Source organism: Chelativorans salis (assembly GCF_025336525.1).
In the GTDB taxonomy this organism is placed as follows: Bacteria; Pseudomonadota; Alphaproteobacteria; order Rhizobiales; family Rhizobiaceae; genus Chelativorans; species Chelativorans salis.
In genome coordinates this window covers 213,706-240,263 of record NZ_JAOCZP010000001.1, presented here as the reverse complement: position 1 = coordinate 240,263, position 26,558 = coordinate 213,706, and the positions used below count along the sequence as shown (strand labels likewise).

The window sequence follows — 26,558 nt, the reverse complement described above, 5'->3', positions numbered from 1 at the left end:
AAGAGCATGATCGTCAACGGATCGGCCGCGGCGGAAGCAGCGAAGATCGGCGGCAAGGCTGCCACCCTTGCCGCCCTGGTGAAGGACGGCTTCGAGGTGCCGCCCTTCTTCACCATCACGCCCGCGGCCTTCACCGGCACCGGCTTGCGCGCCGAGGCGCGGAAAGGGCTTATCGGCCATCTGGAGGAGATTGGCCCCGGCCCCTTCGCTGTCCGCTCTTCCGCGCGCGAAGAGGATGGCGCCGAGCATTCCCATGCCGGCCAGTTTCTGTCGCTTCTCAATATCGCGGCCGCCGATGTACCCAAGGCAGCGCATCGCGTGTGGAAGTCCGGCGGCACGGACACGCTGCGCGCCTATCGCGCCAGGCGTGGCCTTGGATCGGGCGATCATGCGCCCGCTGTCCTCGTCCAGCGGCTGGTCAGGGCGCGGGCCGCCGGCGTCGCCTTCTCGGCCGATCCCGTCTCTGGCCGGCGCGACCGCATAGTCGCCTCCGCCGTCGCCGGCCTAGGCGACCGGCTCGTCGGCGGCGAGACGGACGGCGACGATTATCTTATCGACCGCCGCACCGGCGCACTTCTGGAAGGGCCTGAGGATGGCGTTCTGTCTCCGGCCGATCTGGAAGCGTTGTCTGCAATGGTCGCCCGAATCGAGGCGGTGCGGGGTGTTCCGCAGGACGTCGAATGGGCTTTCGAGGGCAAGCGGCTGTTCCTCCTCCAGGCAAGGCCCATCACCACGCCGCTGCGTGCTGAACCCATCGACGATCCGCAGCTCACCATCTTCGACAATTCCAACATCATCGAGAGCTATCCGGGCCTCGTTTCCCCGCTTACCTACAGCTTCGCGCAATATGTCTATGCGCGCGTCTATCCGGTTTTGATGAAATTGCTGGGCGTGCGCGCGGATGTCATCCGCGCCCAGACTACAGCCTTTGAAAACCTTCTGGGGCGCATCGACTGCCGGGTCTACTACAACCTCATCAACTGGTACCGGCTGATCGCACTTCTGCCCTGCTTTGCGATCAACCGCGCGCCTATGGAAACCATGATGGGGGTGAGCGAGCCGCTGCCGGTCGAGATTGCCGACCGGCTGGCGCCGAAGCCGGCGAAAGGCTGGGCGGCGGTCAGGGAATACGCCCGCATCAGCAGGACTGGCCTCGGGCTCATCCGCGAGGCGATCCGCCTGCCGCGCACGATCCGCGCTTTTCATGAGCGGCTCGATCGGGCGCTTGAAGTGAAGCCCGCCGAAATCGACGCCATGCCGCTCACCGCGTTGGCGGCGGAATATCGCCGCGTGGAGAGCCAGTTGCTCGGCCGCTGGGACGCGCCGCTCATCAACGATCTCCTTTGCATGATGGCCTTCGGCGCCTCGCGCAAGCTCATGGAGCGCTGGGCCGGCGAGGTGGGGCTGGCACTCCACAACGAGGTCATGATCGGCCAGGGCGACATCATCTCCGCCGAGCCCGCCCGGCGCATCGCCCGCATGGGAACGTTCGCGGCAGGCGAGGAAGGACTTATCGAGGCTCTGGAGGCCGGAGATTTCGCCGTCCTCTCGCAGCACCCGAAGCTCGAACGGGAAGCCACGGACTACATTGCCAAATTCGGCGACCGTTGCACGCAGGAGCTCAAGCTTGAAAGCATCACGCTCGAGGAGGACCCGCGCCCGCTGCTCGCCGCCATCGCCGCCGCCGCACGCGGCGGACGCAAGCCCGTCCACCACGCGGAGCGGGAGAAGGATCCCGCCGCCACACTCTTCGCCGGCCGTCCGGTCAGACGCTTCATCGCCCGCCGCGTGTTGGCCATGGCCAAGGCGCGGGTGCGCGACCGGGAGAACCTGCGCTTCGAGCGCACGCGCGTCTTCGGCCATGCGCGCCGTCTCTTTCTCGCCATGGGGCGGCAACTCCATGCTCACGGCGTTCTGGAGGAGGCCCGCGACGTCTTCTACCTCACGGTGCCGGAAGTGCTTGGCGCCATAGAGGGGTTCGGCACGAGCACGGACCTCGCGCCGCTCGCCGCCGCCAGGAAGGTGGAGATGGCGCGTGCCGAGAAGCGACCCGACCCGCCCGAGCGGCTCACCGTTACCGGCGCGGCCATAAACGCGGCGGACTTGCCGTCGCCTTCAGCCCGAAGCGGCGACGACGGCGAGCAGGTGCGGTTGGGTACGGCTTGCTGCGCCGGCATCGTACAGGCACCCGTGCGTGTGGTGCGCGATCCGCGCACGGAATCCGTGAAGCAGGGCGAGGTGCTGGTGGCGCGTTTCACCGACCCGGGGTGGATCGCGCTCTTCGCCAACGCCTCGGCCATCGTCGTGGAGCGGGGCAGCCTGCTTTCCCACTCCGCAATTGTCGCCCGCGAGCTGGGGCTGCCCTGCGTCGTCGGCCTCAGGGGAGCGACGGAATGGCTGGTCTCCGGCGAGCGCGTCGAGGTGGACGGGGCCACCGGGGCAGTGAGGAAGCTCAATGTCTGACTCCGAGATCGCCGCCAAGGCCAGTTTCGAGAAGATCCGCTACGCCCAGATCTGGGAGGATGCGGATTGCCTGTTGGCCGGTCTTGCCGAGGGTCGCGAGACGCTTTCCGGCTCCACCCTCGTCTCGATCTGCTCTGCGGGCGACAATGCGCTCGCCATGCTCACCCTTAATCCCGCGCGCGTTGTCGCCGTCGACCTGTCGGCGGCCCAGATCGAATGCCTGAAGATCCGCATCGCCACCTATCGCACGCTCGACCACGCTGCCCTTCTGGAACTGATGGGCTCCCGCCCTTCGGCCCGCCGCGGTGCACTTCTCGATGAGGTCGCGGCCGGGCTTTCGGATACGTCACAGGCTTTCTGGGCGGCGCTTCGTGACGAGGTGGTCGAGCATGGGCTCGGCGGCGCCGGCCGTTTCGAGCGCTATTTCCGCATCTTCCGGCGCAACGTCTTACCGCTCGTCCATAACCGCGCCACGGTCGATGCGCTTCTCCACTCGCGCCCGCGGGCCGAGCGCGAACGGTTTCTACGGGAGGAATGGGATACCTGGCGCTGGCGCCTGCTTCTCAAGTTTTTCTTCTCGCGCTTCACCATGGGGCGGCTTGGCCGCGATCCGGCATTTTTCGATCACGTGGACGGCAGCGTCGCCGACCATGTCGCGCGCCGCATCGTGCATGCGGTCGCCAATCTGGATCCTGGCGACAACTCTTATCTCCACTGGATTCTCAAGGGTACCCACGGCCAGGCCCTGCCTCTGGCACTCAGGCGCGAGCATTTCGAGACCATCCGCGACCGCCTCGACCGGCTCGACATACGACACGGCTCGCTCGAAACTTTCGTGGCGACCGGCGAGAGGGCGGATGGCTTCAACCTCTCCGACATCTTCGAGTACATGGGCGACGGCGCCTTCCGCGCAGTCTATAGAAGCCTGATCGATGCGGCCAATCCCGGCGCCCGCTTCGTCTACTGGAACATGATGGCGCCGCGCCGCATGCCGCTGGAGTTTGCCGACCGCATGCGCACGGTAGAAGATGTGGAGGCGCGGGGGCGCGCCATGGACAAGGCCTTCTTCTATTCGGATTTCGTGGTCGAGGAGGTGAGATGATCATCGCTCAGCAACTCGGCCTCATCGTCCTTTCGCTCATGCTGCTGCTCGCCATCATGACGGCGGTGAAATGGCTTGCGCGGCACTTCGAATGGTCGGCCGAGTTGCAGCGCAAGAGCGTCCACGTGGCGACAGGCATCTATGCACTGACGCTGCCTTGGCTCTTCACGAGCCGCTGGCCCGTCCTCGCTATCGCCGGCAGCGCGGCTGTCGTTCTCCTGATCCTGCGCATGCCTGGCCTTGCGCGCAGCGGTCTCGGCTCGACGCTGCACAGCGTCGAGCGCCATTCCTATGGCGATATCCTGCTCGCCCTTGCCGTCGGCATCGTCTTCTTCTTCTCGCACGGCAATCCCGTCCTCTACGTCCTGCCCATCGCCGTGGTGACGCTGTCGGATGCCGCGGCGGCGATGACGGGAGTGCGCTACGGCAGCAGGTTCCTCTCGGTGGAGACGGGGACGAAGAGCCTCGAAGGCTCGGCAATGTTCTTCCTGGTGACATGGATCGTCGCCATGATCCTGCTGCTCCTTATGACGGACATCTCGCGCGCTAATGTCGTTCTTCTGTCGCTCGTGATCGCCGCTTTCGGCACGCTCGTGGAGGCCGATTCCTGGCACGGCTTCGACAATCTGTTCCTCCCCGTCGGCCTTCATCTCTTCCTCTCGAGCCATCTGGAAACGCCGCCGCTGCCGCTTCTGGGGTTGACGCTCTTCTTCCTGGCGACGCTGGTTGTCGCCCTCTCGCTGGCGCCGAGGGTCGGCCTGTCTAGCCACGCCGCGCGCGCCTACACCATCGCCATTTTCATGATCTGCGCGGTGACGGAGGTGCACAACGCGGCTCTGCCGGTGCTGGTGATCCTCGCCCATCTGGCGGCGCGGCATGTACGTCCGTGCAAGAGCCACTACCCGGACCTCGACGTCCTGGCGCTCGTCGTCGTGGTCGCCGTGTTTTGGCTGTTTCTCGGCCGCTATGCGGGCCACGATGCGATCAACATGTACAACCTCTCCTTCGCCGGCGCGGCTCTTGTCTTCGTTGCGCTGGCTGCCGGTCGCCGGCTGGCGCTGACGGCAGTGGGCGCGGCCGTCCTCCTTGCCGTCACCATTCTGGTCGCCGGACGGAATGTGGAGGCGATCCAGTGGCACGGCTCGCTATGGCCGTGGATCGTCGCGAGCTTCGTCCTGTGCATGGTGATCCCGGTCCTTCGGCCTCAACTCCTCGACCGCTACCGCGGCCCGCGTACGCTGGCGCTGGCGCTGCCGGTCCCCGTCACCTTCTTCATGGCAAAGGCATTGATCCTATGAGCACGGCTCCACAGCAGATCGAGACAAAGGGCGCAACCTGCCGCATCTACCGGGATGCGCCTGCCTGGGACGGATTGCGGACGGCGGCTGTCGGCGGCTTTCGCTGCGAAAGCGCTGCGGCGGGTGCCGAGGTGCTGGCCAGAGCGGAGGAGGAACTGCGCGCCGAGGGCTTCAAGGCCATTCTCGGGCCCATGGACGGCGACACTTGGCACAGCTATCGGCTGGTCACAGAAAGCGACAATTCGCCGCCCTTTTCCCTGGAGCCAGTGAGCGAGCCGCATGACAGGGAAGCGTTCAAGGCGAGCGGTTTCGCGCCCGTCTCCTCCTACATCTCCGCCCGCGCGTCGCTCGACGAGGCTATCGGCCCGGCAGCTCCGCCAGTGATGGACGGCGTTACCGTGCGTCCGTGGGACGGGGAAGACGCGCAGGGACTGCTCGTCCATCTCTTCGACATGTCGGCCGGGAGCTTTGCCGCGAACCCCTTCTTCAAGCCGATCTCACGCGAAGCCTTTCAGGCTCTCTACGAACCGGTTCTGCCGGCAATCAATCCGCGGCTCGTCCTCTTTGCAAGGGATGCGGAGGGGCTCGTGGGCTTTCTCTTCGGCTTTCCCAATCTAGCGGAGGGAAGGGCGCCCAAAACGGCCATCGTGAAAACCTATGCCAGCCGCCGCCGGGGCGTCGGACACCTGCTCCTCGACACGTTCCACAGGACGGCACGCGATCTCAGCTTTTCAGAGGTCATCCATGCGCTGATGCATGAGAAGAATGTTTCGCGCGACCGCAGCCAAAGGCATGCTGCGCATGTCTTCCGCCGTTACGCGCTGATGGGAAAGCGGCTTTAGGGAAGGCCGGCATGAACCTGCTCGAACCCATCCTCGATGAACTGACGGTGCGAAGCGGGAGGGCCGCCATCATCGCCGCCGATGGCGCGCGCGCCACCTATGGCGATCTGGTCGAGCGTTCCGCGGCTCTGGCGGCGGGGTGGAAGCGTGCCGGCATCGTACCGGGGGATCGCGTATTGATCGCCATGCCGGTCGGCGTCGGGCTCTTTGCGAGCCTCGTGGCATTATGGCGCCTGGGTGCCGTTGCCGTTTTCCCTGAACCCGCGCTGGGGCTGCGGGGCCTGCGCCATGCGTTAGAGGCGACGAGGCCAAAGGCGTTTCTTTCCGCCGGCTGGTTTCGGTTCCTGCGCTATGCGTTGCCCGCGCTGTGGCCGGTGCCCCTCACGCTCTCGGCCAGTGACCTGGCGGCCGGGCGTCCGCCGGCGGACGATGTCGAGCCGGTCGCTGCCGAGCACCCGGCCCTGATCTCCTTCACCAGCGGCTCGACCGGCCGGCCGAAGGCGATCGTGCGCAGCCACCGCTTCCTTGCATTGCAGAACGCACGCGTCGCAGAATTGCTGGCACCGGAGCGCGACGGCTGCGTCGACCTCGTCGGCTTCCCCGTCTTCGTGCTTGCCAATCTCAGCCTCGGCGTGACATCGGTCCTGCCCAACTGGCCCCTTAGCCGGCAGGAGACGGCCGATACAGGCGGCATCGCCCGCCATATCGCGGACAATGGCGTCAACAGGGCGCTGATCCCGCCTTCGATCTGCGCGGGACTGGTGGACGGTCCCGATGTAGCGCTGGACACAATCTTCACCGGCGGCGGCCCCGTCTTCCCCGATCTGCTCAACCGTCTGTCATCGAAGCTGCCGGGTGCGGACATCGTCTCCGTCTACGGCTCAACGGAGGCAGAACCAATCGCCCACCAGCGCCTATCGGATATATCGGCGGAGGATTGGCGGGCCATGCGTGAGGGCGGTGGCCTTCTGGCCGGCCCGCCCATCCCTGAAATCCGTGTGAAGATCCTGGAGGACGAGATCGTCGTCACCGGCGAGCATGTCAATAAGGGCTATCTGGACGAACGGGACGACCGGACCACAAAGATGGAGCTCGGCGGCGAGATCTGGCATCGCACGGGTGATTCCGGGCGTCTCGATGCCGATGGCCGCCTGTGGCTGCTCGGCCGGCAGGACGGACGGGCCGGCGGGCTGTTTCCTTTCGGCGTGGAGGCGGCGGCACGCTTTTGGCCGGGCGTCGTGCGTGCCGCGCTGGTCTTGCTCGACGACAGACCAGTGCTGGCAATCGAGGGAGATGCCGCATTGCGCGACACATGGCAGGAAAAGGCGCGTGCGATGGGGGGTGTCCGCGTCGTCCCTCTCAGGGCGATCCCGCTCGACCGGCGGCACGGCTCGAAGGTCGACTATCCCGCGCTGAGGGCTTCTCTCGGCCGCCTCATGCGGCGGGATCGTCCAGCTTCAGAAAGCGTGTCACCATAAGCCGGGCAAGATCGCGCGGGTCATCGTCGTTGAGGACCGACAGCTTGCCCGAGGTCGCGAGCGAGGCCAGCCCGTGCAGTGCCGCCCAAAGGGCAGTGACGGTGCGCGTGCGCTCCGCCTCGTCGGGAAACAGCGGCTCGAGAACCCGGTCCACGAGGCCGGTGGTCTGGTCAAGCTCGGCCGCATACCAGCCGGGTATCGGCTCGCCGCCTGGCATGGTGTGCTCGAGGATGACGCCCCACAGCCGCGGGTTGGCGGCCACGAAATCGAGGTAGGCCTCCGCGAAGGCAAGCGTGTTCGCCGCTGCCTTGCCCTGAGGGTCGGCGGCCCTGCGCAGGTGCTCCTGCAGCCGACGCAGGGTGCGTGCGTTCAGCCTCAGTACGATCTCGTCGATGTCACCGACGACGTTGTAGATGGAGCCGGGAACGACGCCCACCTCCTGCGCAATGCGCCGCATGGCGACCCCGCGCAGTCCCTCGCGGGCGGCAAAGCGCCCGGCCACGTCCAGTACGATCTCCGGCAAATCCTCCCGGTTGACTTTCATCTTTCTGGGCATGGCAGCAGGGTCCCGGTGAAGGGACAAGCTTATTGTGAACGACGTTCACATGCAATGCTATCCGGCGAGCTCGGCCAAAAGGAACCCATTGGGCCCCAGCTTGACCGTCCCCGCGTCCACCCGAGCGGCCGAAGAGACCAGCACCTCGTCCGTTGCCGGCACCTCGGTCGTCTGCTCTTCGCGGGAGAGGTTGAAGAGGCAGAGGAGGCGCTCGCCCCGCACGAAGGCCAGCATCGGGTCGGCGACGTTCAGGAACCGGGTCTTTCCGGTTTTCAGATCTTCGCGGCCGCGGCGCAGCGCCAGCATCTTCTTGTAGAAGGAAAGCACCGAGTTCGGATCGCCCGCCTGCGTGTTCACGGCACGGGCACGCTGCGGCGCACGCACCGGAAGCCACGTATGCTCTGCGTCCGAGAACCCCGCATACGGCTCTGCAGCGCTCCAGACCATCGGCGTGCGACACCCGTCGCGCCCCTTGTCGTCGGGCCAGAAGGTGATGCCTTGCGGGTCGGTCAGTTCCTCGAATTTCAGCTCCGTTTCGGTCTGGCCCAGCTCTTCGCCCTGGTAGACGCAGATTGAGCCTTCCAGCGACAGAAGCAGCGCGGCAGCGAGCTTGGCGAGGCTGTCCTGATCGTGCCCATGCTGGGCCCAGCGCGTCACGTGGCGGATCACGTCGTGGTTAGAGAAGGCCCAGCACGGCCAGCCGCCCGGGGCGAGCCTGAAGAACTCCTCGATCTGGCCACGGAAATGCGTCGGCGAGAAACGCGGGCTCAGCATTTCGAAGGAATAGGCCATGTTGAGCCGCTTGGCGGTGGTGTACTCGCTCATGAGCTGGATCGCGAAATGCTGCTCGCCGATCTCGCCCACCGCCGCGCGGTCGTCGTATTCGTCGAGAAGCGCACGGAGCTTCTCGATGAAGGGGATGTTTTCCGGCTGGTTCTTCTGGAAATTGTGAATCTGCATGGCCGCCGGATTGACGGGCGGCACGCCGGTGCCGTTGTCGAAAGGCGGATTGTCGCGCAGCTTCTTGTCGTGAAAATAGAAGTTGGCCGTGTCGAGACGGAAGCCGTCGACGCCGCGCTCCAGCCAAAAGCGCATGGTGCCGAGCAGCCACTCCTGGACCTCCGGATTGTGAAAGTTGAAGTCCGGCTGCTCCTTCAGGAAATTATGCAGGTAGTACTGCCGCCGCCGCGGCTCCCACTGCCATGCGACGCCGCCGAAGATGGCCAGCCAATTGTTGGGTGGGGAGCCATCTGGCTTGGGAGCGGCCCATACGTACCAGTCGGCCTTGGGATTGTCGCGCGAGCTGCGGCTTTCCTTAAAGAACGGGTGCTGGTTCGAGGAATGCGACAACACCTGATCGATGATGACCTTCAGCCCCAGTTCGTGCGCGCGGGCCACCATAGCGTCGAAATCGGCAAGCGTGCCGAATATCGGGTCGATATCGGTGTAGTTCGACACGTCATAACCCATGTCGGCCATCGGCGAGGTGAAGATTGGCGACAGCCATACGGCATCCACGCCCAGCTCGGCCACATGGTCCAGCCGGCGGGTGATGCCTTTCAGGTCACCGATACCGTCGCCGTTGCTGTCCTGAAAGGAACGCGGATAGATCTGATAGGTGACGGCGCCGCGCCACCACTCATTGCTGCCAGTCATGGCACTCTTCTCTGATATGGGGTTGATGCTTGGTTCCACTATCCAAAGCGCTTTGGATGGCGGGACATTGCCCGAAGCGTGTTGAAAACTCAAGTCCCCGAGATAGCTGGCGCGGGTTGAATCTCCATTCTTCTGTTGAACAGAGAGGCGAGCAGCACTTTGCCGCCAACTCGCCTTCCGCAGGCTTATAACAACGGCGGGGAAACAGCTTGCTGTAGTCCCCGCTGCCCACCTATTGGCCTAAAACTCCGCCTCCAGTGTATAAGTGGAATGCACCATACGCGCCGCCACTCGTTGTAAAAGCTACCTGACAGGCCGTCTCGCCGACGCCTGAGATAGCGGCATTCACAAGCGTTCCGCTGCTGAGCGCTACCTTACCGGCGGTTCCAGTGTTGGGCTCGTGGATAGTGACCGTCGGCGCAGTACGCTTGCGCTGATAGTGCAGCGTGCATATCTGTGTACCTTGCGCTGCGTTGGCATGGAGCATCTGCCCCGAGGCCGTTGCTGCCCCCGGCGTTGTGCCAAGGTCGTAGCTTTTCTCATAGTAGCGCTGACAAAGCTGGAGCTCGCTTGCCGCAGGGCGCGGGACGAAGGGATCGGACACCCCGGTCTTGTCGCCGGCGAGGAGGCACACGCGCCTCGCGTCATCCGGCACCACCGCAGAGGCATCGCCACCGGACGTGAACGCCTTTATGGGCGAGGGCGCCGTCACGCCCGCGAAGGTGCCGTTGCCGCCACCCTGCCAGGAGAGCGTATACTCCCCGGCGGGCAGCCCCTCCACCACCTGCTCCAGACCGTTCGCATGTCCCTTCCAGCGATCGTATCCGTAGACCCCAATGCCGGGTGTGCGCGTGCCCCCGCGTTGATTGACGGAGAAATCGCCGTTGAGGATCCAGTTGGAAAACCCATCCGCCGGCGTCGCGGGCATCGAGACGGTGCCGCTCGCTCTGTCCACCTTCAAGGCTTCCTTCCACGCCGCCCCATCGGCCGAGACCTTGATGGCGAAATCGTCGCTGCCTCCAAGGCCAAATTCGGCGCGGCCGGACCAGTTGGTCTGGAAGAGAAGCGAGACCGTGTTGCCCGCCGCCTCCTTGTTCAGCTTGTAGCGCAGGTCCCCGGAGCCGCCTTCACCGGTGGTCTTCGCCGTCCAAAGCGCATTTTCAAGCTTGGCGGCGAAGGGGTTGGCGGCATCCGCCGTCGTGCCAATGCCGAGCAGCGCCAGGTTCTGGAAGTCCTGCGGCACAGCCTCCGTCCAGGCGTTCCCGTCCCACACGGTTAGCCGCGCCTCGTCAGCCACATAGGCGACCATGCCGGTGACCGGCGGCAGCAGGAACCATGCCCCGTCCATGAAAGCGGCGAGGTGATCCTCCTTGCCCGCCCATTCGCCGGAGGCATCCCCGCCGACGATATACTGGTCGCCTTCGGCCGGCCCGGCCGGGGGCGCAGCGAGATCGCGGTCCAGAATGCCGGGTTGCACCAGGGCGTCGATCAGTCGGATCGCTTCGTTGTGGGTGACGTGTTTCTGCGCCTGGCTGGGCATGATGTAGGGAAGTTTCAGCCGGGCGGTGTTCTCGGGATCGATCATTGCGGCCTCGCAAGTGGTTTCATACTCGCGAGAATCATACGGCCGCGCCGGCCGGCGGGGATATATTGCCGGAAAAATCGGGGACGGATGGGTGGTTCGTTTGCCCATCCGCTTGATCTTTCGCGCTTTTAATTTACGCGGAAAATTGAGCCGCGCTATTTTTGTCCCCGTACCGGTATGGCTCCCTGACGTTGCTGTCAGCGCGCCTTCACGTGGTCGCGCCAGGAGTATTTCGGCTCGTAGCCCAGCACCTTATGCGCCTTGTCGATGGAGATGAGCGATTCGTTGGCTTCGATCGGCCGCTTGCGCATCGTGCCGGGATAGACCTCGTCGAGCAACTCCTCGTTGGAGCGGCTCATCACCGAATCCGCGTTGGCGATACCGAACACATGCGCGCCCTTGAGATCCGACTCCAGCGCCAGCCGCGCCGCCTGCGCGGCGTCGCGTGCGTCGATGTAGGTCCACAGGTTGAACTTGCGCGCATGCGCATCCTTCTCGAAGGCGGGAAAACGTTCGTAGTCCTCCGGGTCCATGACGTTGGAGAGCCTTAGACCCACGATCTTAAGTTCCGGATCCCAGCGGCAGAATTGCTCAGCCATCTTCTCGCCCATGAGCTTCGACAGCGAGTAGGACGTCTCCGGCCGCTCGATCTCCTCGTCCACCGGCGCGTAGGCGGGGCCTTGTGGGTAGGGGATGCCGAAGACGGTCTCGCTGGAGGCCCACACCACGTTCTTGATGCCCAACTGCCTTGCCGCCTCGAAGATGTTGTAGGTCGAGATCGTGTTGGTGGCGAAGGTCACGTGATTGGTAGCCAGCCCCGGCGCGCGGATCGCCGCAAGGTGCACCACGCCCGTCACCTTCGACACCCGCTCGTCGATCATCGACAGCGCGGCCATGGCCTGGCCGAAATCGGTGAGGTCGGCGCGGCTGAAGCGCACCGTCTTGTCGGTCGGCGGCGTGAGGTCGATGGAAGTGACCTCGTAGCCGTGCTCCATCAGGTCCCGAACACATGCACGCCCTGCCTGGCCGCTTCCTCCCGTTACGATGATCATCTCGCATTCTCCCTGTTCGATTTGTCGACCCTACCACTCGCGGTCGATGGTGGTCAGCAGCCCCGTGCGGCCGGCATTGCGATACGTGCCGGGGGAGCAGCCTCTGGCGCGTCGGAAGGCCTTGGAAAAGTAGTTGGCATCGGCGAAGCCGCACGCCCTCGCTATAGCACCGATGGGTGCATCGGTGGCAAGCAGCATGCGTACCGCCCGCTCCATCCGCTTCTCGAATACATACTCCGACGGCGGCTGCCCTACCTCGGCGGTGAACAGCCGCACGAAGTGCGCCCGGCTTAAGCCCACCGCCCGCGCCAGCATGCCCACGTCCATCAGCCGTGCCAGATTGTCGTCGACAAAACGCTGCGCTCTGAGCACCGGCGCCGGCAAATCGGCCTCCTCCTCCGTCGCCTCGAAGGCTTCGTCGTAGAGTGCTGCGATGGCTCCGTATGCGGCGGCCGACACGGCACCGGGCACATCCGCCGCGCCGGAGAGAAGCGCCAGGCAGGCGCCCGCAAGCCGGTCTACCGCTGGCGGCAAAGGCTTCAGCACCGGCCCCTTCGCCGCCAGGATGGCGCCGGCGAGCCGCAGCGCCTCACGCCCACTCAAAATGATCCAGAAATACTCCCAGCTTTTCCCCCGCTCCAGCCAGTAGCGGTTGGCATGGGGAAAGGTGAGCAGCATCGTCTCGCCTGGCGACAGAACGTGCCGCACGTCCTCGTAGTCGAGCCGGCCTTCGCCGGCGATCGTGTGCTGGATCAGCACGAACGGCGCCTCGCCGCGCCGCAAGCCGTCCCACGAGTAGACTTCGTTGCCCCTGAGCTCGTAGCCGGCACCGCTTGCCATGCAGAAAAGCCCGACACCGCCCTTGGGCGGCTCGACCCGGCGCATCCCGTGGCCATGCTCAATCAGCTTTGAAAGCACAAAATTACCCTTCTCAGCACAAGCTTTCTCTACACCGCCGTGCCGCGACGGGCTAGTGCTTCGGCGAGGTTTCGTTACTATCCCCTTGAGGAGGGTGAGCGCATGTCATTCAAGGTGGCTATCATCGGTGCCGGCTCGGTCGGCTTCACTAAAACTCTTGTTTCGGACCTCTTCAAGGTCTCCGAATTCAGCGACATCGAGATCGTTCTCACGGACATCAACGAGCACAATCTCGACATGATCCGCCAGATCATCGAGAAGATCGTCGCGGTGAACGAGCTGCCGGCCAGGGTGACGGCCACCACTGACCGCAGGAAAGCCGTGGAGGGAGCGCGCTACATCATGAGCTGCGTGCGCGTCGGCGGGCTCGAAGCCTTCGCCACGGATGTCGACATTCCGCTGAAATATGGCGTCGACCAGTGCGTGGGCGACACCCTGTGCGCCGGCGGCATCATGTACGGCCAGCGCAACATCCCCGTCATCCTCGATTTCTGCAGGGATATACGGGAAGTGGCGGAGCCGGGTGCGCTGTTCCTCAACTACGCAAATCCGATGGCCATGAACACCTGGGCGGCGCTGAAGTACGGCGGCGTCAACACGGTTGGCCTGTGCCACGGCGTGCAGCACGGGGCGCACCAGATCGCCAAGGTTCTCGGCGTCGCGGACGAGGAACTCGACTATGTCTGCAGCGGCATCAACCACCAGACCTGGTACATCGACCTGCGTGTCAACGGCCGCAAGATTGAGAAGGACGAACTCGTCACCGCCTTCGAGCGCCACCCCGTCTATTCGAAGCAGGAGAAGCTCAGGATCGACGTTCTGAAGCGCTTCGGCGTCTATTCCACCGAGAGCAACGGCCATCTTTCGGAGTATCTGCCTTGGTACCGCAAGCGGCCGGACGAGATCGGCAACTGGATCGACACGAGCGAGTGGATCCACGGCGAGACCGGCGGCTATCTGCGCTACTGCACGGAGCGCCGTAACTGGTTCGAGACCGACTTTCCGAAATTTCTGGACGAAGCCGCCAAGCCGCTCGCGGAGCACAAACGCACCACCGAGCACGCCAGCCACATCATCGAGGCGCTGGAAACAGGACGCGTCTATCGAGGCCATTTCAACGTGAGGAACGGCGGCATCATCAACAACCTGCCGGAGGATGCCATTGTCGAAAGCCCCGGCTTCGTCGACCGCTTCGGCATCAACATGGTCGAGGGCATCACGCTGCCACTCGCCTGCGCCGCCACCTGCACGGCCTCCAGCTCAGTGCAGCGCATGGCCGTCGAGGCGGCGATGACTGGCGACATCGAGCTCTTGAAGCTCGCCATGCTGCACGACCCGCTGGTGGGAGCGGTCTGCACGCCCGATGAGGTGTGGGCGATGGTGGACGAGATGGTGGTCGCGCAGGAAAAGTGGCTGCCGCAATATGCTGACGCCGTGCCGGCGGCGAAGGAACGGCTGGTCAAATCGACGGTCGCCACCCGCGACTGGCAGGGGGCGGCGCGCAAGCGGGTGCGGACGGTCGAGGAACTCAGGCAGATGGCGGGCGCGCATCGGTAGAGGCGGGCGGCCTGTTCGAGACCAGACGTGTTTTGTCGCTGGGCGGCTACGGTATTCGTCTTCCCTCAGGCAACAGCCGGTGCGTTTGCTGTTGGAACGCCAGGAGGGAAGCGATGAAGAATGCCAAACCGGGTGGTGCGCGCAGGCTCGCCGGAAGATGCATGTGCGGCGCAGTCCACTACGCCGTCGACGACGCATTCGGCTACGCAGCCAACTGCCATTGCGCCGACTGCCGGCGCATGACCGGCGCCGCCTTCAAGCCCTTCGCCGGCATCGAGCGGGAGAGGATGACGGTCACCGAGGGCGGGGACCATCTCATGATCTTCGGTGATGAAGACAATCATGACGCGCGCTGCAAGACCTGCGGCTCTTTTCTCTATTCGGTCGTGCGCGAGGGCGAGTTCGTGCACATCTCCATGGGCACGCTCACCGATGCGCCGACCATCCGGCCGAACGAGCACATCTTCGTCGGCTCCAAGGCGCCGTGGTACACGATCAACGACGACCTGCCGCAATATGAGCGCCATGTCTTCGAGGGACCGCCGGTCAACCGGTAAGTGCTGAGGTGGGGCGCGAAGGGTGCCTGAATGGGAGGAGGGAAGAGGGCATCGCATTGACTTTTGTCAATGCTCATGAATAATGTCTAGCCGGAGGAGACCTATGGCATATCGTCCGGCAGATCAGATCGTCCACAAGGCCGCCTGGCTCTATTATACGCACGGCCTGCGCCAGGACGAAGTGGCGCAGCGGCTGAATATCTCGCGTGCTTCCGTGGCGCTCTATTTGCGCCGAGCGCGCGAAGCCGGCATCGTCAACATCTCCACCTCCACCCAGCTTTTCCGCGAGGACATGATGGCGCGGCGCCTCGAGGACGCTCTGGACCTGGAGACGGTATGGCTGGTGGGCGAGGAGGGGCTGACGCCGGACCCCGCCGCCGAGATCCCAACGCTGGCGGCAAGCGTGTTCCTGGAGATGGTGAAGAATGGCGACCGCGTGGGCGTTGCCTGGGGGCGCACGGTCTATGCCATCGCCGACGCCATGTCCTATGCCGACCGTCAGGGCGTGACGGTGGTGGAGCTGTGTGGCAATCTCGGCTCGCCATATTCCTACCGCCCCGACCAGTGCACCATGGAGATCGCCCGCCGGCTCAACGCGCGCGGCCTCAATTTCTATGCCCCGCTGGTGCTGAGCACGGAAGAGCTGGCGCGCGCCTTGCGCGAGGAGCCGGTCGTCCGCGAGCAGCTCGACGGCATCAGCTCCTGTGATCTGGCACTGTTCACCGTCGGCACGCTGGACGAGGACAGCCACGTCATCAAATGCGGTGCGCTCGGACTTGAGGAGCTTCACCAGCTCAAGAAGCAAGGGGCGACCGGCGTCATCGCCGGGCAGATCATCGATGCCGAGGGGGCGTGGCTCGACTGTGATTACAACCGCCGCATGATCTCGGCCGATTTCGATGCCATCCGCGCAATCCCTCGCCGGCTCATGGTGGTGCAGGAGGATGAGAAGTTCGAGCCGCTCCTGGCGGCGATCAACGGGCGCTTCTTCACCCATCTGGTGCTGACGTCGCGCATGGCCGAGCGCCTGCTCGAGCACACCGGCGCGATTGCCGACAAGCATCAACCGGCCAAAGCCACCGCGTGACGGCCCCGCCGTCCGCTGCAACCTGACAAACGACAGACGGGAAGACGATGCAGAATCTCTGGAACGACAGTCATGCCGAAAAGCTGGTCGAGGACTATGCCGCAAAGGGTGTCGGCCGCGACTTGGCGCTCAGGGTCTACACGACCCGGCTCCTCGGCGGCGAGCCGCGGCTGGTGCTGCACGGCGGCGGCAACACCTCGCTGAAGACCAGGGCGACGGACATTCTCGGCCGGGAATGGGACGTTTTGTGCGTGAAGGGCAGCGGCTGGGATATGGGCGTCATCGAGCCGGCCGGCCTGCCGGCGGTGAAAATGGATGCGCTGCTCGCCGCCCGCAAACTCGGCGCACTTTCCGACGAGGACATGGTGGCCATGCAGCGCGCCAACCTCATCGACGCCTACGCCCCCAACCCCTCCATCGAGACGCTGCTGCACGCCTTTCTGCCGCACAAATTCGTCGACCATACGCACTCCACCGCCATTCTGGCGCTCGTCGACCAGGTGGATAGCGAGCCGCTCTGCCGTGAGGTCTTCGGCAAGCGGATGGGCTTCGTGCCCTACATCAAGCCCGGTTTCGACTTGGCCAAGGCGGCCGCCGACATCTACGACGCCGATCCATCTGTGGAGGGCCTCATCCTCGACAAGCACGGCATCTTCACCTTCGCCGAAGACGCGAAGGGGGCCTACGATCTGATGATCGAGTTCGTGACCATGGCCGAGAATTATGTGGCGCGGAAGGGCGGGAAGCCTTTTGCCTCTGTAGTGCTGCCGGCGGCTCTCGCAAATCCCGCCGAGATCAGCCCCTATCTGCGGGGCGCCCTCGCCATCCCGGAAGGCGAGGGACGCTTTGGCCGCATGGTCTCGGATTTCCGTACATCGCCGAAGATCCTCGACTATGTGAATGCCGAGACGGCCGAGGAACTTGCCGTGCGCGGCGTCTCCACGCCCGACCTTTCCATCCGCATCAAGACCGGTCCCATGGTGCTGCCGGCGCCGGAGGCGGGGAAGCTCGAGGAATACGGAGAGACGGTGCGCGACAAGGTGGCGGCATTCTCCGCCCGCTACCGCGCCTATTTCGAGAGCAACGATGCGCGCGACGACGTCAAGCGTACCATGCTCGACCCCATGCCGCGGCTCACCCTGGTGCGCGGCCTCGGCCTCTTCGGCCACGGGCGCAGCCTGAAGGAGGCGAAGGTCGCGGCCGATTGCGGCGAGATGCTGATCGAGGCGGTGACGGGGGCGGAGACCGTCGGCTCCTTCCAACCGCTCGCGCTGTCGGACCTGTTCGAGCTTGAATACTGGTCGCTGGAGCAGGCCAAGCTCGCTGCCAACAAGCCGAAAGCGTTGTCAGGGCAGGTGATGTTGATCACCGGCGGCGCCGGCGCTATCGGGGCAGCGACGGCGAAGCTCTTCGCCGCCCAGGGCGCACATGCGGTGGTGGTGGACCTCGACGCTGAGAAGGCCGAGGCGGTCGCCAAGGAGGCCGGCAATGCCTCGATCGGGGTGGGCGCCGACGTGACGGACTCCACCTCTGTGCGCGCCGCCTTCGAGAAGGCGGTGGAGGTCTATGGCGGCGTCGACATTGCCATCTCCAATGCCGGGGCGGCCTGGCAGGGCAGGATCGGCGAGCTTGACGACGCCACGCTGCGTAAGAGCTTCGAGCTCAACTTCTTCGCCCACCAGAGCGTGGCGAGAAATGCGGTACGCATTTTCCGGATGCAGAAGACCGGCGGCGTGCTCCTCTTCAACACCTCCAAGCAGGCCATAAACCCCGGCGCCAACTTCGGGGCCTACGGTCTGCCCAAGGCCGCCACGCTGTTCCTCTCCCGCCAATACGCTCTCGATTACGGCGCCGAAGGCATCCGCTCCAACGCTGTCAACGCCGACCGCATCCGCTCGGGGCTCCTCACCGACGAGATGATCGCCAGCCGCGCCAAGGCGCGCGGCGTGTCGGAGAAGGATTATATGGGCGGCAACCTCTTGGGGCTGGAGGTGCGTGCCGAGGACGTGGCGCAAGCCTTCCTGCATCAGGCGCTGGCCGAGCGGACGACGGCGGACGTGACCACGGTGGATGGCGGGAACATCGCGGCGGCGTTGCGGTAGTTCAGTCGTTTTACCTGCGAGGTAATTGCAGGGCGGCGCACTCGCCGCTCGGTTTTGAGGGGATGGCGCAAACACAGCCCTCATGGTGAGCTTGTCGAACCACGAGGGCGGGATGCCGTCGCTGATCTCAACTTGATTTTGAATGCAAGAAGGGCGGCCCTAGAGCCGCCCTCTCGTTCCATACCAAGCGAATTCCTCAATCCCGCGGCGGCAGCGGCATCCAGCCGGGCACCGCGACATCAGCATGGGCGAACTGCGGCAGCTTCTGCGACAGTTCTTCCATGTTCTTGATGTCCTCATCGTTGAGCTGTTGTTGCGTGATCAGCGTCGGCGGGACGATGACGTTCCGGCCCGGATCCTCACCGGCGAGCAGCATGGCGAGCGCGCGCACCGAGACCTCGCCGACGACGGCCGGGTTGGTGGCCGCCGTCGCCACCCAGGCGCTGCCGGGCTCGCGCATGGCGGAGATATCGGCGGTCGAGATGTCGGCGGAGTAAATCTTGACACCCTCGGAAAGCCCCGCCTCATCGACGGCGATCTTCACGCCCTTGGCGAACTCGTCATAGGGGGCGAACATGACCTGGATACCCGGATTGGCCGTGACGACGGAGCGCGCCTGGTTGGCCACCGAGTTGGCGATCGGGTTGTCGAGCGTGCCGAATTGGGCGACCTCCTCGATGCCCGGATATTTCTCCTTGAACTCAAGCCAGGTCTCGTTGCGCCGGTCGAGCGGGGCGATGCCGGCGACGTAGACATAGCCGGCCTGCCATTCCTCGCCGTTGTCCTTGATCGCCTGTTCGAGCGCCAGGCGGGCGAGATCGCGGTCGGACTGCTCGATCTGCGGGATCGCCTCGTTCTCCACGTTCACGTCGAAGGCGACGACTTTGATACCCGCATCCACCGCGCGCTGGGCGGCTTCCTTCATCGATTCCGTCAGCCCGTGCTGGATGACGATCCCGTCGACGCCGAGCGCGATTGCCTGGTCCACCATGTCGGCCTGAAGGGCGGCGTCCTGGCGGCTGTCGAAGACGCGCAGGTTGACGCCCAGCGCCTTGGCCTGGGCTTCGACGCCGGAGAGATACGCCTGGAAGAAGTCGCCGGTCGACAGATAACGCACTAGCGCGATCTCCACATCGCCCGGATTGTCGAAGGGGGCAGGCATGTCCTGCGCGCCGGCAGCCGCCGGCCACAGCATGCTTGCCCCGAGAAGGCCGGCGGCGAGCCTGCCCAGATGTCTGCGTGAGACTTTCATGTTTTCCTCCACTTGCTTCCTCCCGATATCCCGCCTACCGGCCGTTGCGGCCAAGCAGTGCGAAGGTGAATACGAGCGCGACGACCAGCACTGCGCCCTTGACGAAATCCTGCGTGTAGTAGGGAACGTTCATCATGGTGAGGCCCTGTAAGAGCACGCCGACGAACAGTGCACCGATGGCCGTGCCGAAGGCGTTGGGCTTTGCCGCGCCCAGCACGGCGAAACCGATGAGGGCGGCGGCGACCGCGTCGAGCAGGAGATTGTTGCCGGATGCGATGTCGCCGCGGCCGAGGCGCGCCGCCAAGAGAATGCCGCCGATGGACGCGAAGACGCCGGAGATGACATAGGCCCAGATCTTGTAGGCCTTGACCGGCGCGCCGGCGAACTCGGCCGCCCGCTCGTTCGAGCCGACGGCATACATCATGCGGCCGAAGCGGGTGTATTCCAGGAAGAACCAGATGAGGACGGCAAGCACGATGAGCACCACCACCGCCGCCGGCACGAGATTTTCGATGAAGAAGTCGAAGCGGTGGCGGCCGAGTGCCAGGAAGGCGGCGCTGAAGGTGCCTTCTGCGGTCGAGCCGTCGGGCAGGGTCATGCCGGCGGCGATGGATCGTCCCTCGGTCGGGATGCGCTGCAGGCCGATGAGCAGGAACATCATGCCAAGCGTGGCGAGCAGGTCCGGCACGCGCATGTAGCAGATGATGAGGCCGTTGATGAGGCCGACAAGCGCACCGATGGCGAGGCAGGCGACGACGGCAACGAAGGCGTTCTGCTCCAGGATCACCATGACATAGGCCGCCGCCATCATCGCGGAGGTGGCGATTGAGCCGATGGAAAGGTCGAAGCCGCCGACGACCAGCGTGGCGGTCACCCCGAGCGCCAGAATGCCGGTGATGGAGACCGACTGCAGAATGAAGACGGCGGCCTGCGGAGAGGCGAAGCCGCGTGTGGCGAGTGAGAAAAAGACGATGAGCCCGGCGAGCAGCGCCAGGAAGCCATAGCGGATCGCCAGATTACGCGCGGAAAAGCGCACACCCACGTCCTCGGATCGCGGGGCTTCCGTGACGGACTTTCCGGCGAGATCGCTGTTCATCGGTCAATACGCTCCGTTTCTTCGCCTCGGCATGGCGACTGCGGGAGAGATCCGCCCCCCTCTCTGGGAGGTTTCCCACGACATTCCTAGGCGGCATATTCAGCCCTCCCGCCTGCCACCTCCGCCAGCAGGCGGTCCATGTCCACGTCCCGGTTCAGGTGCTCGCCGACGATCGTGTGTTCGGACATGACGAGGATGCGGTCGGCTGTTTCCAGCGCCTCGTCGAGCTCCGTCAGGAAAAGGAGCGTCGCCCGTTCGGCGGCGCTTTCGCGCAGCTTGGTAGCGATGTCGTGGCGGGCGGCGATGTCGACGCCCTGGAAGGGCTCGTCGAGGATGAGCATGCGCGAGGACTGTGAAAGCCAGCGCGCCACCGTCACCTTCTGCTGGTTGCCGCCCGAAAGGGTGGCAAGATCGTCGCGCTCGGAGCGGCAGACCACCTTGAGGTCGGCGATCTGACGGCGCGCGGCGGCGCGCTCGGCCTGGCGCCTGGCCACGCCGAAATGCGAGAAGCGCGGCAGGAATGGCAGGCTCATGTTCTCGTAGATGTTGAAGTCGGGCACGATGCCCGTCTTGGCGCGGTCCTTGGCGACCAGGAAGACGCCACGGCGGATGGCTTCGGCCGGGGTCGCAGGTGCGTAAGCCTGACCGTCGAGGTGCATTTCTCCGGTAAGCGGAGAGTGGATACCGAAGAGGGTTTCTGCCAGCCGCGTCTTGCCGACGCCGACGAGGCCGGTCACGGCCACCACCTCGCCGGCGCCGAGTTCGAGCGAGAACGGTTGCGCGCCTTCGGCGAGCTTGAGGCCGCTCGCGGCGAAGATCGGCCGCGTCGCCGTCTGCGAGGCGATACCGCTTACACCCAGATTCTGGCCCAGCATGGCGTTGACCGCGCCTTCGTAATCCAGCGGCTTGTCCTCGAAGAGGCCGGCGATGCGGCCGTCGCGCAGGCTGATGATGCGGTCTGCCACGCGGCGGATGTCGGACATGCGGTGTGATATATAGAGGATGGCGACGCCGCGGGCGCGCAGCCGTTCGACAAGGGCGAAGAGCCGCTCGGCCTCGCTGCTCGACAGAGACGAGGTGGGTTCGTCGAGGATCATCACCTTCGGCTCGTGCGCCATGGCACGGGCGATGGCCACCATCTGCCGGTCGGCCAGCGAAAGTTCTGTGACATCGGCGGAAAGGTCGATCGCAAGCCCCATGCGGCTTGCAACCTCCCGTGCCTCGCGGCGTATGCGGCGGGGGTTGAAGAAGGTGCCACGGCCGGCGCCGTTGAGCCGGTCGAGGATCAGGTTGGTGGCGACGTCCAGCATGCCGACCACGCCATCGTCGATGTTCTGGTGTACGGTGACGACGCCGGCGCGCATGGCTTCGGCGGGTGTGGCCGGCGCGAAGGGGAGGGCACCCAAACTCATGGAGCCGCTGTCGGCGCGGTGGATGCCGCTCATGATCTTGACGAGGGTGGACTTGCCGGCGCCATTCGCGCCCATCAGGACAGTCACCTCGCCGGCGCGCAATTCCAGTGAGATGCCGCGCAGCACCTCGTTCGGGCCAAACGACTTGCCGAGACCCGCAATGCGGAAAGTGGCGTCCTCTACCATGACTTCCTCCCAGCATGACGCTATGCATAGGCCAAGCATTTGTCAACATCATTGACAAATGACAGAGCCTTGCTAGCGTGTGCTGAGATTATGGAGGATGGGCGCAGTGGTGATAGGCGCTCGTTGGGCGGCAGGAAGGCGCAAGGCCGGATGAACGGCAAGCTGTTGCGGCTCCACAATCTGGGAGAGACGGGAGGAGGCAAAGGAATGAAGGAAGACGCGTTTCAGGCGTTGACGGTGGAGACACTGGCCGCGCGGCTGAGCACAGTTCCCGCCGTGGCAGAGCGGGTCGGCGGGGTGGCAGAGCGCTGGAAGGTGCGTGAGGTGGGCGACGGCAATCTCAACCTCGTCTTCATCGTCGAGGGGGAGGCGGGCAGCGTCGTCGTCAAGCAGGCGCTTCCCTATGTGCGGCTGGTGGGCGAGAGCTGGCCGCTGCCGTTGAAACGCGCCTTCTTCGAATATCACGCCCTCACGCGGCAGGAGAGAAGGGCGCCAGGCCTGGTGCCGACCGTCTACTATTTCGACGAGAGCCAGGCGCTCACGGTGATGGAGTATCTCTCGCCGCACATCATCCTGCGCCGCGCGCTTATTCAGGGGCAGGAGCTGCCACGGATCGCCGAGGACCTCGGGCTCTTCATGGCGCGCACGCTTTTCCGCGGCTCCGACCTCCACATGGAGACGCGCGAGCGCAAGGCGGACCTGGCGCTGTTTTCCGACAACACTGAACTTTGCGATATCACCGAGAACCTCGTCTTCACCGATCCCTATTTCGATGCCCCCATGAACCGGCACACGCCGGAACTCGACGCGCTGGTGGCTGAGTTCAGGGTCGACCGCGACCTCAAGGTCGAGGCGCAGAAGATGAAGCATCTTTTCGCCGCCAAGGCAGAGACGCTGGTGCATGGGGACCTGCACACCGGCTCGGTGATGGTGACGGCGGAGGACACGAGGGTCATCGACCCCGAGTTCGCCTTCTACGGCCCCATCGCGTTCGACGTCGGCATGCTCACCGCCAACTACTGGATGGCCTTCTTCTCGCAAAAAGGCCACGCGGCCGGGGGTTCCCGTGCTTCGATGCGCACCTATCTACTGAAGGTGATCGAGGAGACGTGGGCCGTCTTCCGGGCGGAGTTTTCCCGGCTATGGCGGACGGAGCGCGCGGGCATGCTGTATCATCGCAGCCTCTACGAGGATCAGGGTGACGAGCTGGGGGCCGAACAGGCGCTCGGCCATGTGCTGCACGAGATCTGGACGGACATGCTGGGCTTTGCCGGAGTGGAAATTCACCGACGCATCCTCGGTCTCGCCCACAACGCCGATTTCGAGGACATCGAGGACACGGGGCTGAGGGCGACGTGCGAGGCGGCGGCGCTGCGGTTCGGGCGCCACATCGCCGTGAACCGGCACCACATCGCCTCGCTCACCGAGATCAATCACTTGGCGCAACTGCTTGATGAAGGGTGCGCCAGCGCCCAGACGGGGAGGCAGTCATGAAAGTCGCAGGCAAGCACTTCCGCACCATCTGGCTCAATGAGGATGGCTGGTCCGTCGACCTTATCGACCAGCGCTGGCTGCCGCATGAGTTCCGGGTGGAGAATGTGCGCGACGTTGAAGGCATTGCCACCGCCATCCGCGACATGTGGGTGCGCGGGGCGCCGCTGATCGGCGTGACCGCGGCCTATGGCGTAGCGATCAGGATGCGCGAGGACCCGTCCGACGCGGCACTAGACGCGGTGTGGGAGGAACTACACGCCACGCGCCCGACGGCCATCAACCTGCGCTGGGCGCTCGACGAGATGCGCAATCTGTTGAGCCCGCTGCCGGAGGCCGAGCGCTCGGAGGCCGCGTACGCCCGAGCGGCGGAGATCGCTCATGAAGACGTGGAATTGAACCGCTCGATCGGCAAGCACGGGCTGGAGATCATCAAGGAGATCGCCAGGAGCAAGAAGCCGGGCGAGCCGGTGAACATTCTCACACACTGCAATGCCGGCTGGCTGGCGACTGTGGACTATGGAACGGCCACCTCTCCCATCTATCTGGCGACGGAGGAGCAGATTCCTGTCCACGTCTATGTGGACGAGACGCGGCCACGCAATCAGGGCGCGCATCTGACCTCCTGGGAGATGGCAGGCCACGGCGTGCCGCACACGCTGATCGTCGACAACGCCGGCGGGCACCTGATGCAGCGCGGGATGGTGGACATGGTGATCGTCGGCACCGACCGCACCACCGCCCATGGCGACGTGTGCAACAAGATCGGCACCTATCTGAAGGCGCTCGCGGCAAAGGACAACGGCGTGCCCTTCTACGTCGCCCTGCCTTCGCCGACAATCGACTGGACGGTGCGCGACGGGGTGAAGGAGATACCTATCGAGGAGCGCTCGGGCGACGAGGTGTCGCTGGTGTGGGGACGCGACGAGGGCGGCAAGACGCGGCAGGTCCGCATTTCGCCCGACGCCACGCCAGCCGGCAATCCGGCCTTTGACGTGACGCCGTCTCGGCTCGTGACCGGGCTGATCACCGAGCGCGGGATCGCCGAGGCTTCGGCGGAGGGTTTGGCGAAGCTGTTTCCGGAGCGGGCGAAGGCAGCGGCCTGACGGCCCGCCATCGGAACATTCGCGGCTCTCGCACGTCTGGTAGGCGAAAGCGTGAAAGGTGTAACGATGGCGAAGGCAAGCGACCGAAATCTCGCCCGGGCAGCGCTCGATCGCTATCCCAAAACCTATGCCGACATGCTGCGCATCGACGTGGCGAAGAACACGCCGGCGCCCCTCTATCAGTGGCTGATCGCCTCGCTGCTGTTCAGCACGCGCATCTCGGCGGACGCGGCGCAGAACGCGGCGCGCGCCTTGTTCGATCAGGGCTGGCGCACGCCGCAGAAGATGGCGGAGACGACCTGGGCCGAGCGGGTGAAGGTGCTCAACCGCTCCGGCTATGCCCGCTACGACGAGAGCACCTCGCGCTATATCGGCTTTTCCACCGACCTTATCCAGGAGTGCTACGGCGGTGATCTCAGGAAATTGCGCGAGGCCGCGGAGCGCGACGTCGAGCGCGAGCGGGAGCTCTTGAAGGAGTTCAAGGGCATCGGTGACGTCGGCGCGGACATCTTCTTCCGCGAGGTGCAAAGTGCTTGGGACGAGCTCTATCCGTTCGCCGATAAGAAGGCGCTGGACGCGGCGAAGAAGGTCGGTCTGCCGGCAAGTGCCGACGGACTTTCGCAACTGGTCTCAAGGCGTGACCTGCCGCGGCTTCTGTCTGCGCTGGTGCATGTGACGCTGGCGAAAAAGGTGGAGGAAGTGCGGCAGGCGGCTTGAGCGAGCTGTTTACACGGCATCGCGCTGGCAGTCGGTCCAGGCATCCTTCACCGGCTTGCCAGGAAGTTTTCCACTCGCCACCAGATTGCGACGCATCTCGAGCGGCGTCATGCCATAGGCGGCGCGGAAGTGGGTGTAAAACTGGCTGAGCGAGGTGAAGCCGGACTGGAAGGCGGCGTTGGCGATCGAAAGATTGCCCTCGAAGAGCAGCGCGCGGGCGCGGATAAGCCGCATGCGGATGACGAAGCGGCGCACCGGGATGCGCATGACGCGCGTGAAGAGGTTGAGCGCGTAGTTTGGATGCAGGCCCACCACGCGCGCGACATCGCGGGACGAGATCGGCTCGGCCAGGTTCTCATGGATATAGCGCACCATCGCCACCACGTAGCGCAGCGGAGAGGCGGTGCGGACGACCGGCTCCAGCGTCTCGATCCATGGCGGCAGAAGTTCCTCCCAGCCGACGAGCGTCGTGCGCCGCAGCATGTTGGCGATCTCGGATTTCAGGATGTCCGCGCGCTCGGCATCGCCGCTGCGGTAGTCCTGGTACCAGCGCTCCAGGAGCGCGTTGTCGACGGCGTCACCGGGCAACCCGATCACGCCGCCGCCGATCATCGTTTCGTTTAGCCTGCCAAGATTGGGCATATAGAGAAAGGTGTCGAGCGGCAGGTAGATGTTGCACTGGCGGGCCTCGCCGCTCCTTCCCCGATCGATGCGTACGGTCTGGTGCGGGATGCCCGCCCAGAACATCACCAGCCGTTGCGCGGGGATTTCCACGGCCCGGCCGTCGAAAAGATAACCCATCCCTCCCTCGGTCAGCCAGTTGAACTCGATATGGCCGTGCCAATGCTCGGTCGGCATCAGTTGTGGATCGAACCAGCGGATGCCGAAGCGACCGAAGGCTTTCGTGGTGGCATAGAACCGGCGGTCGGGGCGTGGCACGGGTTTGGGCGCCTTCGCCTTTTCCTTCCGTGTCTCACGCCTTTCGATCACATCCGACATGCTTCCTCCCCAATCTTTAAAAACCGGAATAAGTGCTTAGAGAACC

The 26,558-nt window shown here is 64.8% G+C and carries 21 protein-coding genes; 12 read left to right on the top strand and 9 right to left on the bottom strand.

All coding sequences use genetic code 11. The features are described from left to right. Nucleotides 1-6 precede the first annotated feature (6 nt). Genes N5A92_RS01175 through N5A92_RS01155 form a run of 5 tightly spaced genes read left to right on the top strand, consistent with a single transcriptional unit; the run spans nucleotide 7 to nucleotide 7,183 of the window. Entirely contained in the window at nucleotides 7-2,463 is a 2,457-nt protein-coding gene (locus N5A92_RS01175; protein ID WP_260899989.1) for a PEP/pyruvate-binding domain-containing protein, read from the top strand. Beyond that, on the top strand, nucleotides 2,456-3,565 hold the full coding sequence (locus N5A92_RS01170; protein WP_260899988.1) for a BtaA family protein: 1,110 nt from the start codon (nucleotides 2,456-2,458) through the stop codon (nucleotides 3,563-3,565). Before N5A92_RS01175 ends, N5A92_RS01170 begins: the two co-directional genes overlap by 8 nt. Beyond that, nucleotides 3,562-4,863 (top strand): diacylglycerol/polyprenol kinase family protein, encoded by a 1,302-nt coding sequence (locus tag N5A92_RS01165; protein WP_260899987.1) that lies wholly within the window; start codon nucleotides 3,562-3,564, stop codon nucleotides 4,861-4,863. Before N5A92_RS01170 ends, N5A92_RS01165 begins: the two co-directional genes overlap by 4 nt. After that, the gene (locus tag N5A92_RS01160; protein WP_260899986.1) at nucleotides 4,860-5,705 is read left to right on the top strand and encodes a GNAT family N-acetyltransferase; all 846 of its coding nucleotides are present in this window, start codon (nucleotides 4,860-4,862) and stop codon (nucleotides 5,703-5,705) included. Before N5A92_RS01165 ends, N5A92_RS01160 begins: the two co-directional genes overlap by 4 nt. A gap of 11 nt (nucleotides 5,706-5,716) precedes the next feature. Continuing rightward, nucleotides 5,717-7,183 carry an AMP-binding protein gene (locus tag N5A92_RS01155; RefSeq protein ID WP_260899985.1) on the top strand — a complete coding sequence of 489 codons (1,467 nt, stop codon included), beginning with the start codon at nucleotides 5,717-5,719 and terminating at the stop codon, nucleotides 7,181-7,183. Here the strand turns inward: N5A92_RS01155 and N5A92_RS01150 are convergent. From N5A92_RS01150 to N5A92_RS01130, 5 genes are all read right to left on the bottom strand, one after another. After that, the gene (locus N5A92_RS01150; RefSeq protein ID WP_260899984.1) at nucleotides 7,140-7,739 is read right to left on the bottom strand and encodes a TetR/AcrR family transcriptional regulator; all 600 of its coding nucleotides are present in this window, start codon (nucleotides 7,737-7,739) and stop codon (nucleotides 7,140-7,142) included. The genes N5A92_RS01155 and N5A92_RS01150 overlap by 44 nt on opposite strands. Nucleotides 7,740-7,796: 57 nt before the next feature. Next, nucleotides 7,797-9,395 carry an alpha-glucosidase gene (locus tag N5A92_RS01145; RefSeq protein WP_260899983.1) on the bottom strand — a complete coding sequence of 533 codons (1,599 nt, stop codon included), beginning with the start codon at nucleotides 9,393-9,395 and terminating at the stop codon, nucleotides 7,797-7,799. Between the two features lie 232 nt (nucleotides 9,396-9,627). Continuing rightward, the gene (locus N5A92_RS01140) at nucleotides 9,628-10,980 is read right to left on the bottom strand and encodes a DUF2793 domain-containing protein (protein ID WP_260899982.1); all 1,353 of its coding nucleotides are present in this window, start codon (nucleotides 10,978-10,980) and stop codon (nucleotides 9,628-9,630) included. Nucleotides 10,981-11,177: 197 nt separating this feature from the next. Beyond that, on the bottom strand, nucleotides 11,178-12,032 hold the full coding sequence (locus N5A92_RS01135; RefSeq protein ID WP_260899981.1) for an NAD-dependent epimerase/dehydratase family protein: 855 nt from the start codon (nucleotides 12,030-12,032) through the stop codon (nucleotides 11,178-11,180). 30 nt (nucleotides 12,033-12,062) lie between these two features. Next, complete coding sequence (locus N5A92_RS01130) at nucleotides 12,063-12,950, bottom strand: helix-turn-helix transcriptional regulator (protein ID WP_260899980.1); 888 nt, start codon at nucleotides 12,948-12,950, stop codon at nucleotides 12,063-12,065. A 102-nt stretch (nucleotides 12,951-13,052) separates the two neighbouring features. On the opposite strand from N5A92_RS01130, the gene melA reads away from it, so the two are divergent. The 4 genes from melA (at nucleotide 13,053) to N5A92_RS01110 (ending at nucleotide 18,253) form a co-directional block, all read left to right on the top strand. Further along, entirely contained in the window at nucleotides 13,053-14,507 is a 1,455-nt protein-coding gene (gene melA / locus N5A92_RS01125) for an alpha-glucosidase/alpha-galactosidase (protein ID WP_260899979.1), read from the top strand. A 113-nt stretch (nucleotides 14,508-14,620) separates the two neighbouring features. Further along, nucleotides 14,621-15,064: a GFA family protein gene (locus N5A92_RS01120; protein WP_260899978.1), complete on the top strand. Its 444-nt coding sequence runs from the start codon at nucleotides 14,621-14,623 to the stop codon at nucleotides 15,062-15,064. A gap of 103 nt (nucleotides 15,065-15,167) precedes the next feature. Next, on the top strand, nucleotides 15,168-16,151 hold the full coding sequence (locus N5A92_RS01115) for a sugar-binding transcriptional regulator (RefSeq protein WP_260899977.1): 984 nt from the start codon (nucleotides 15,168-15,170) through the stop codon (nucleotides 16,149-16,151). 47 nt (nucleotides 16,152-16,198) lie between these two features. Then, entirely contained in the window at nucleotides 16,199-18,253 is a 2,055-nt protein-coding gene (locus N5A92_RS01110) for a bifunctional aldolase/short-chain dehydrogenase (RefSeq protein ID WP_260899976.1), read from the top strand. Between the two features lie 196 nt (nucleotides 18,254-18,449). Here the strand turns inward: N5A92_RS01110 and N5A92_RS01105 are convergent, their stop codons facing one another. From N5A92_RS01105 to N5A92_RS01095, 3 genes are all read right to left on the bottom strand, one after another. Then, nucleotides 18,450-19,505 (bottom strand): substrate-binding domain-containing protein, encoded by a 1,056-nt coding sequence (locus N5A92_RS01105; protein ID WP_260899975.1) that lies wholly within the window; start codon nucleotides 19,503-19,505, stop codon nucleotides 18,450-18,452. Nucleotides 19,506-19,539: 34 nt separating this feature from the next. Next, the gene (locus N5A92_RS01100; protein ID WP_260899974.1) at nucleotides 19,540-20,601 is read right to left on the bottom strand and encodes an ABC transporter permease; all 1,062 of its coding nucleotides are present in this window, start codon (nucleotides 20,599-20,601) and stop codon (nucleotides 19,540-19,542) included. An 86-nt stretch (nucleotides 20,602-20,687) separates the two neighbouring features. Then, a complete protein-coding gene (locus N5A92_RS01095; RefSeq protein WP_260899973.1) occupies nucleotides 20,688-22,199 on the bottom strand; it encodes a sugar ABC transporter ATP-binding protein in 1,512 nt (503 codons plus the stop codon). A 207-nt stretch (nucleotides 22,200-22,406) separates the two neighbouring features. On the opposite strand from N5A92_RS01095, the gene mtnK reads away from it, so the two are divergent. From mtnK to N5A92_RS01080, 3 genes are all read left to right on the top strand, one after another. Next, a complete protein-coding gene (mtnK, locus tag N5A92_RS01090) occupies nucleotides 22,407-23,693 on the top strand; it encodes an S-methyl-5-thioribose kinase (protein WP_260899971.1) in 1,287 nt (428 codons plus the stop codon). Continuing rightward, nucleotides 23,690-24,796, top strand: a complete 1,107-nt coding sequence (mtnA, locus tag N5A92_RS01085) for an S-methyl-5-thioribose-1-phosphate isomerase (protein WP_260899970.1) — start codon at nucleotides 23,690-23,692, stop codon at nucleotides 24,794-24,796. The genes mtnK and mtnA overlap by 4 nt, the downstream gene beginning before the upstream one ends. A gap of 66 nt (nucleotides 24,797-24,862) precedes the next feature. Beyond that, on the top strand, nucleotides 24,863-25,513 hold the full coding sequence (locus tag N5A92_RS01080) for a hypothetical protein (RefSeq protein WP_260899968.1): 651 nt from the start codon (nucleotides 24,863-24,865) through the stop codon (nucleotides 25,511-25,513). Between the two features lie 9 nt (nucleotides 25,514-25,522). On the opposite strand, the gene N5A92_RS01075 is transcribed toward N5A92_RS01080, so the two are convergent. Continuing rightward, the gene (locus N5A92_RS01075; RefSeq protein WP_260899967.1) at nucleotides 25,523-26,512 is read right to left on the bottom strand and encodes a helix-turn-helix domain-containing protein; all 990 of its coding nucleotides are present in this window, start codon (nucleotides 26,510-26,512) and stop codon (nucleotides 25,523-25,525) included. Nucleotides 26,513-26,558 lie beyond the last annotated feature (46 nt).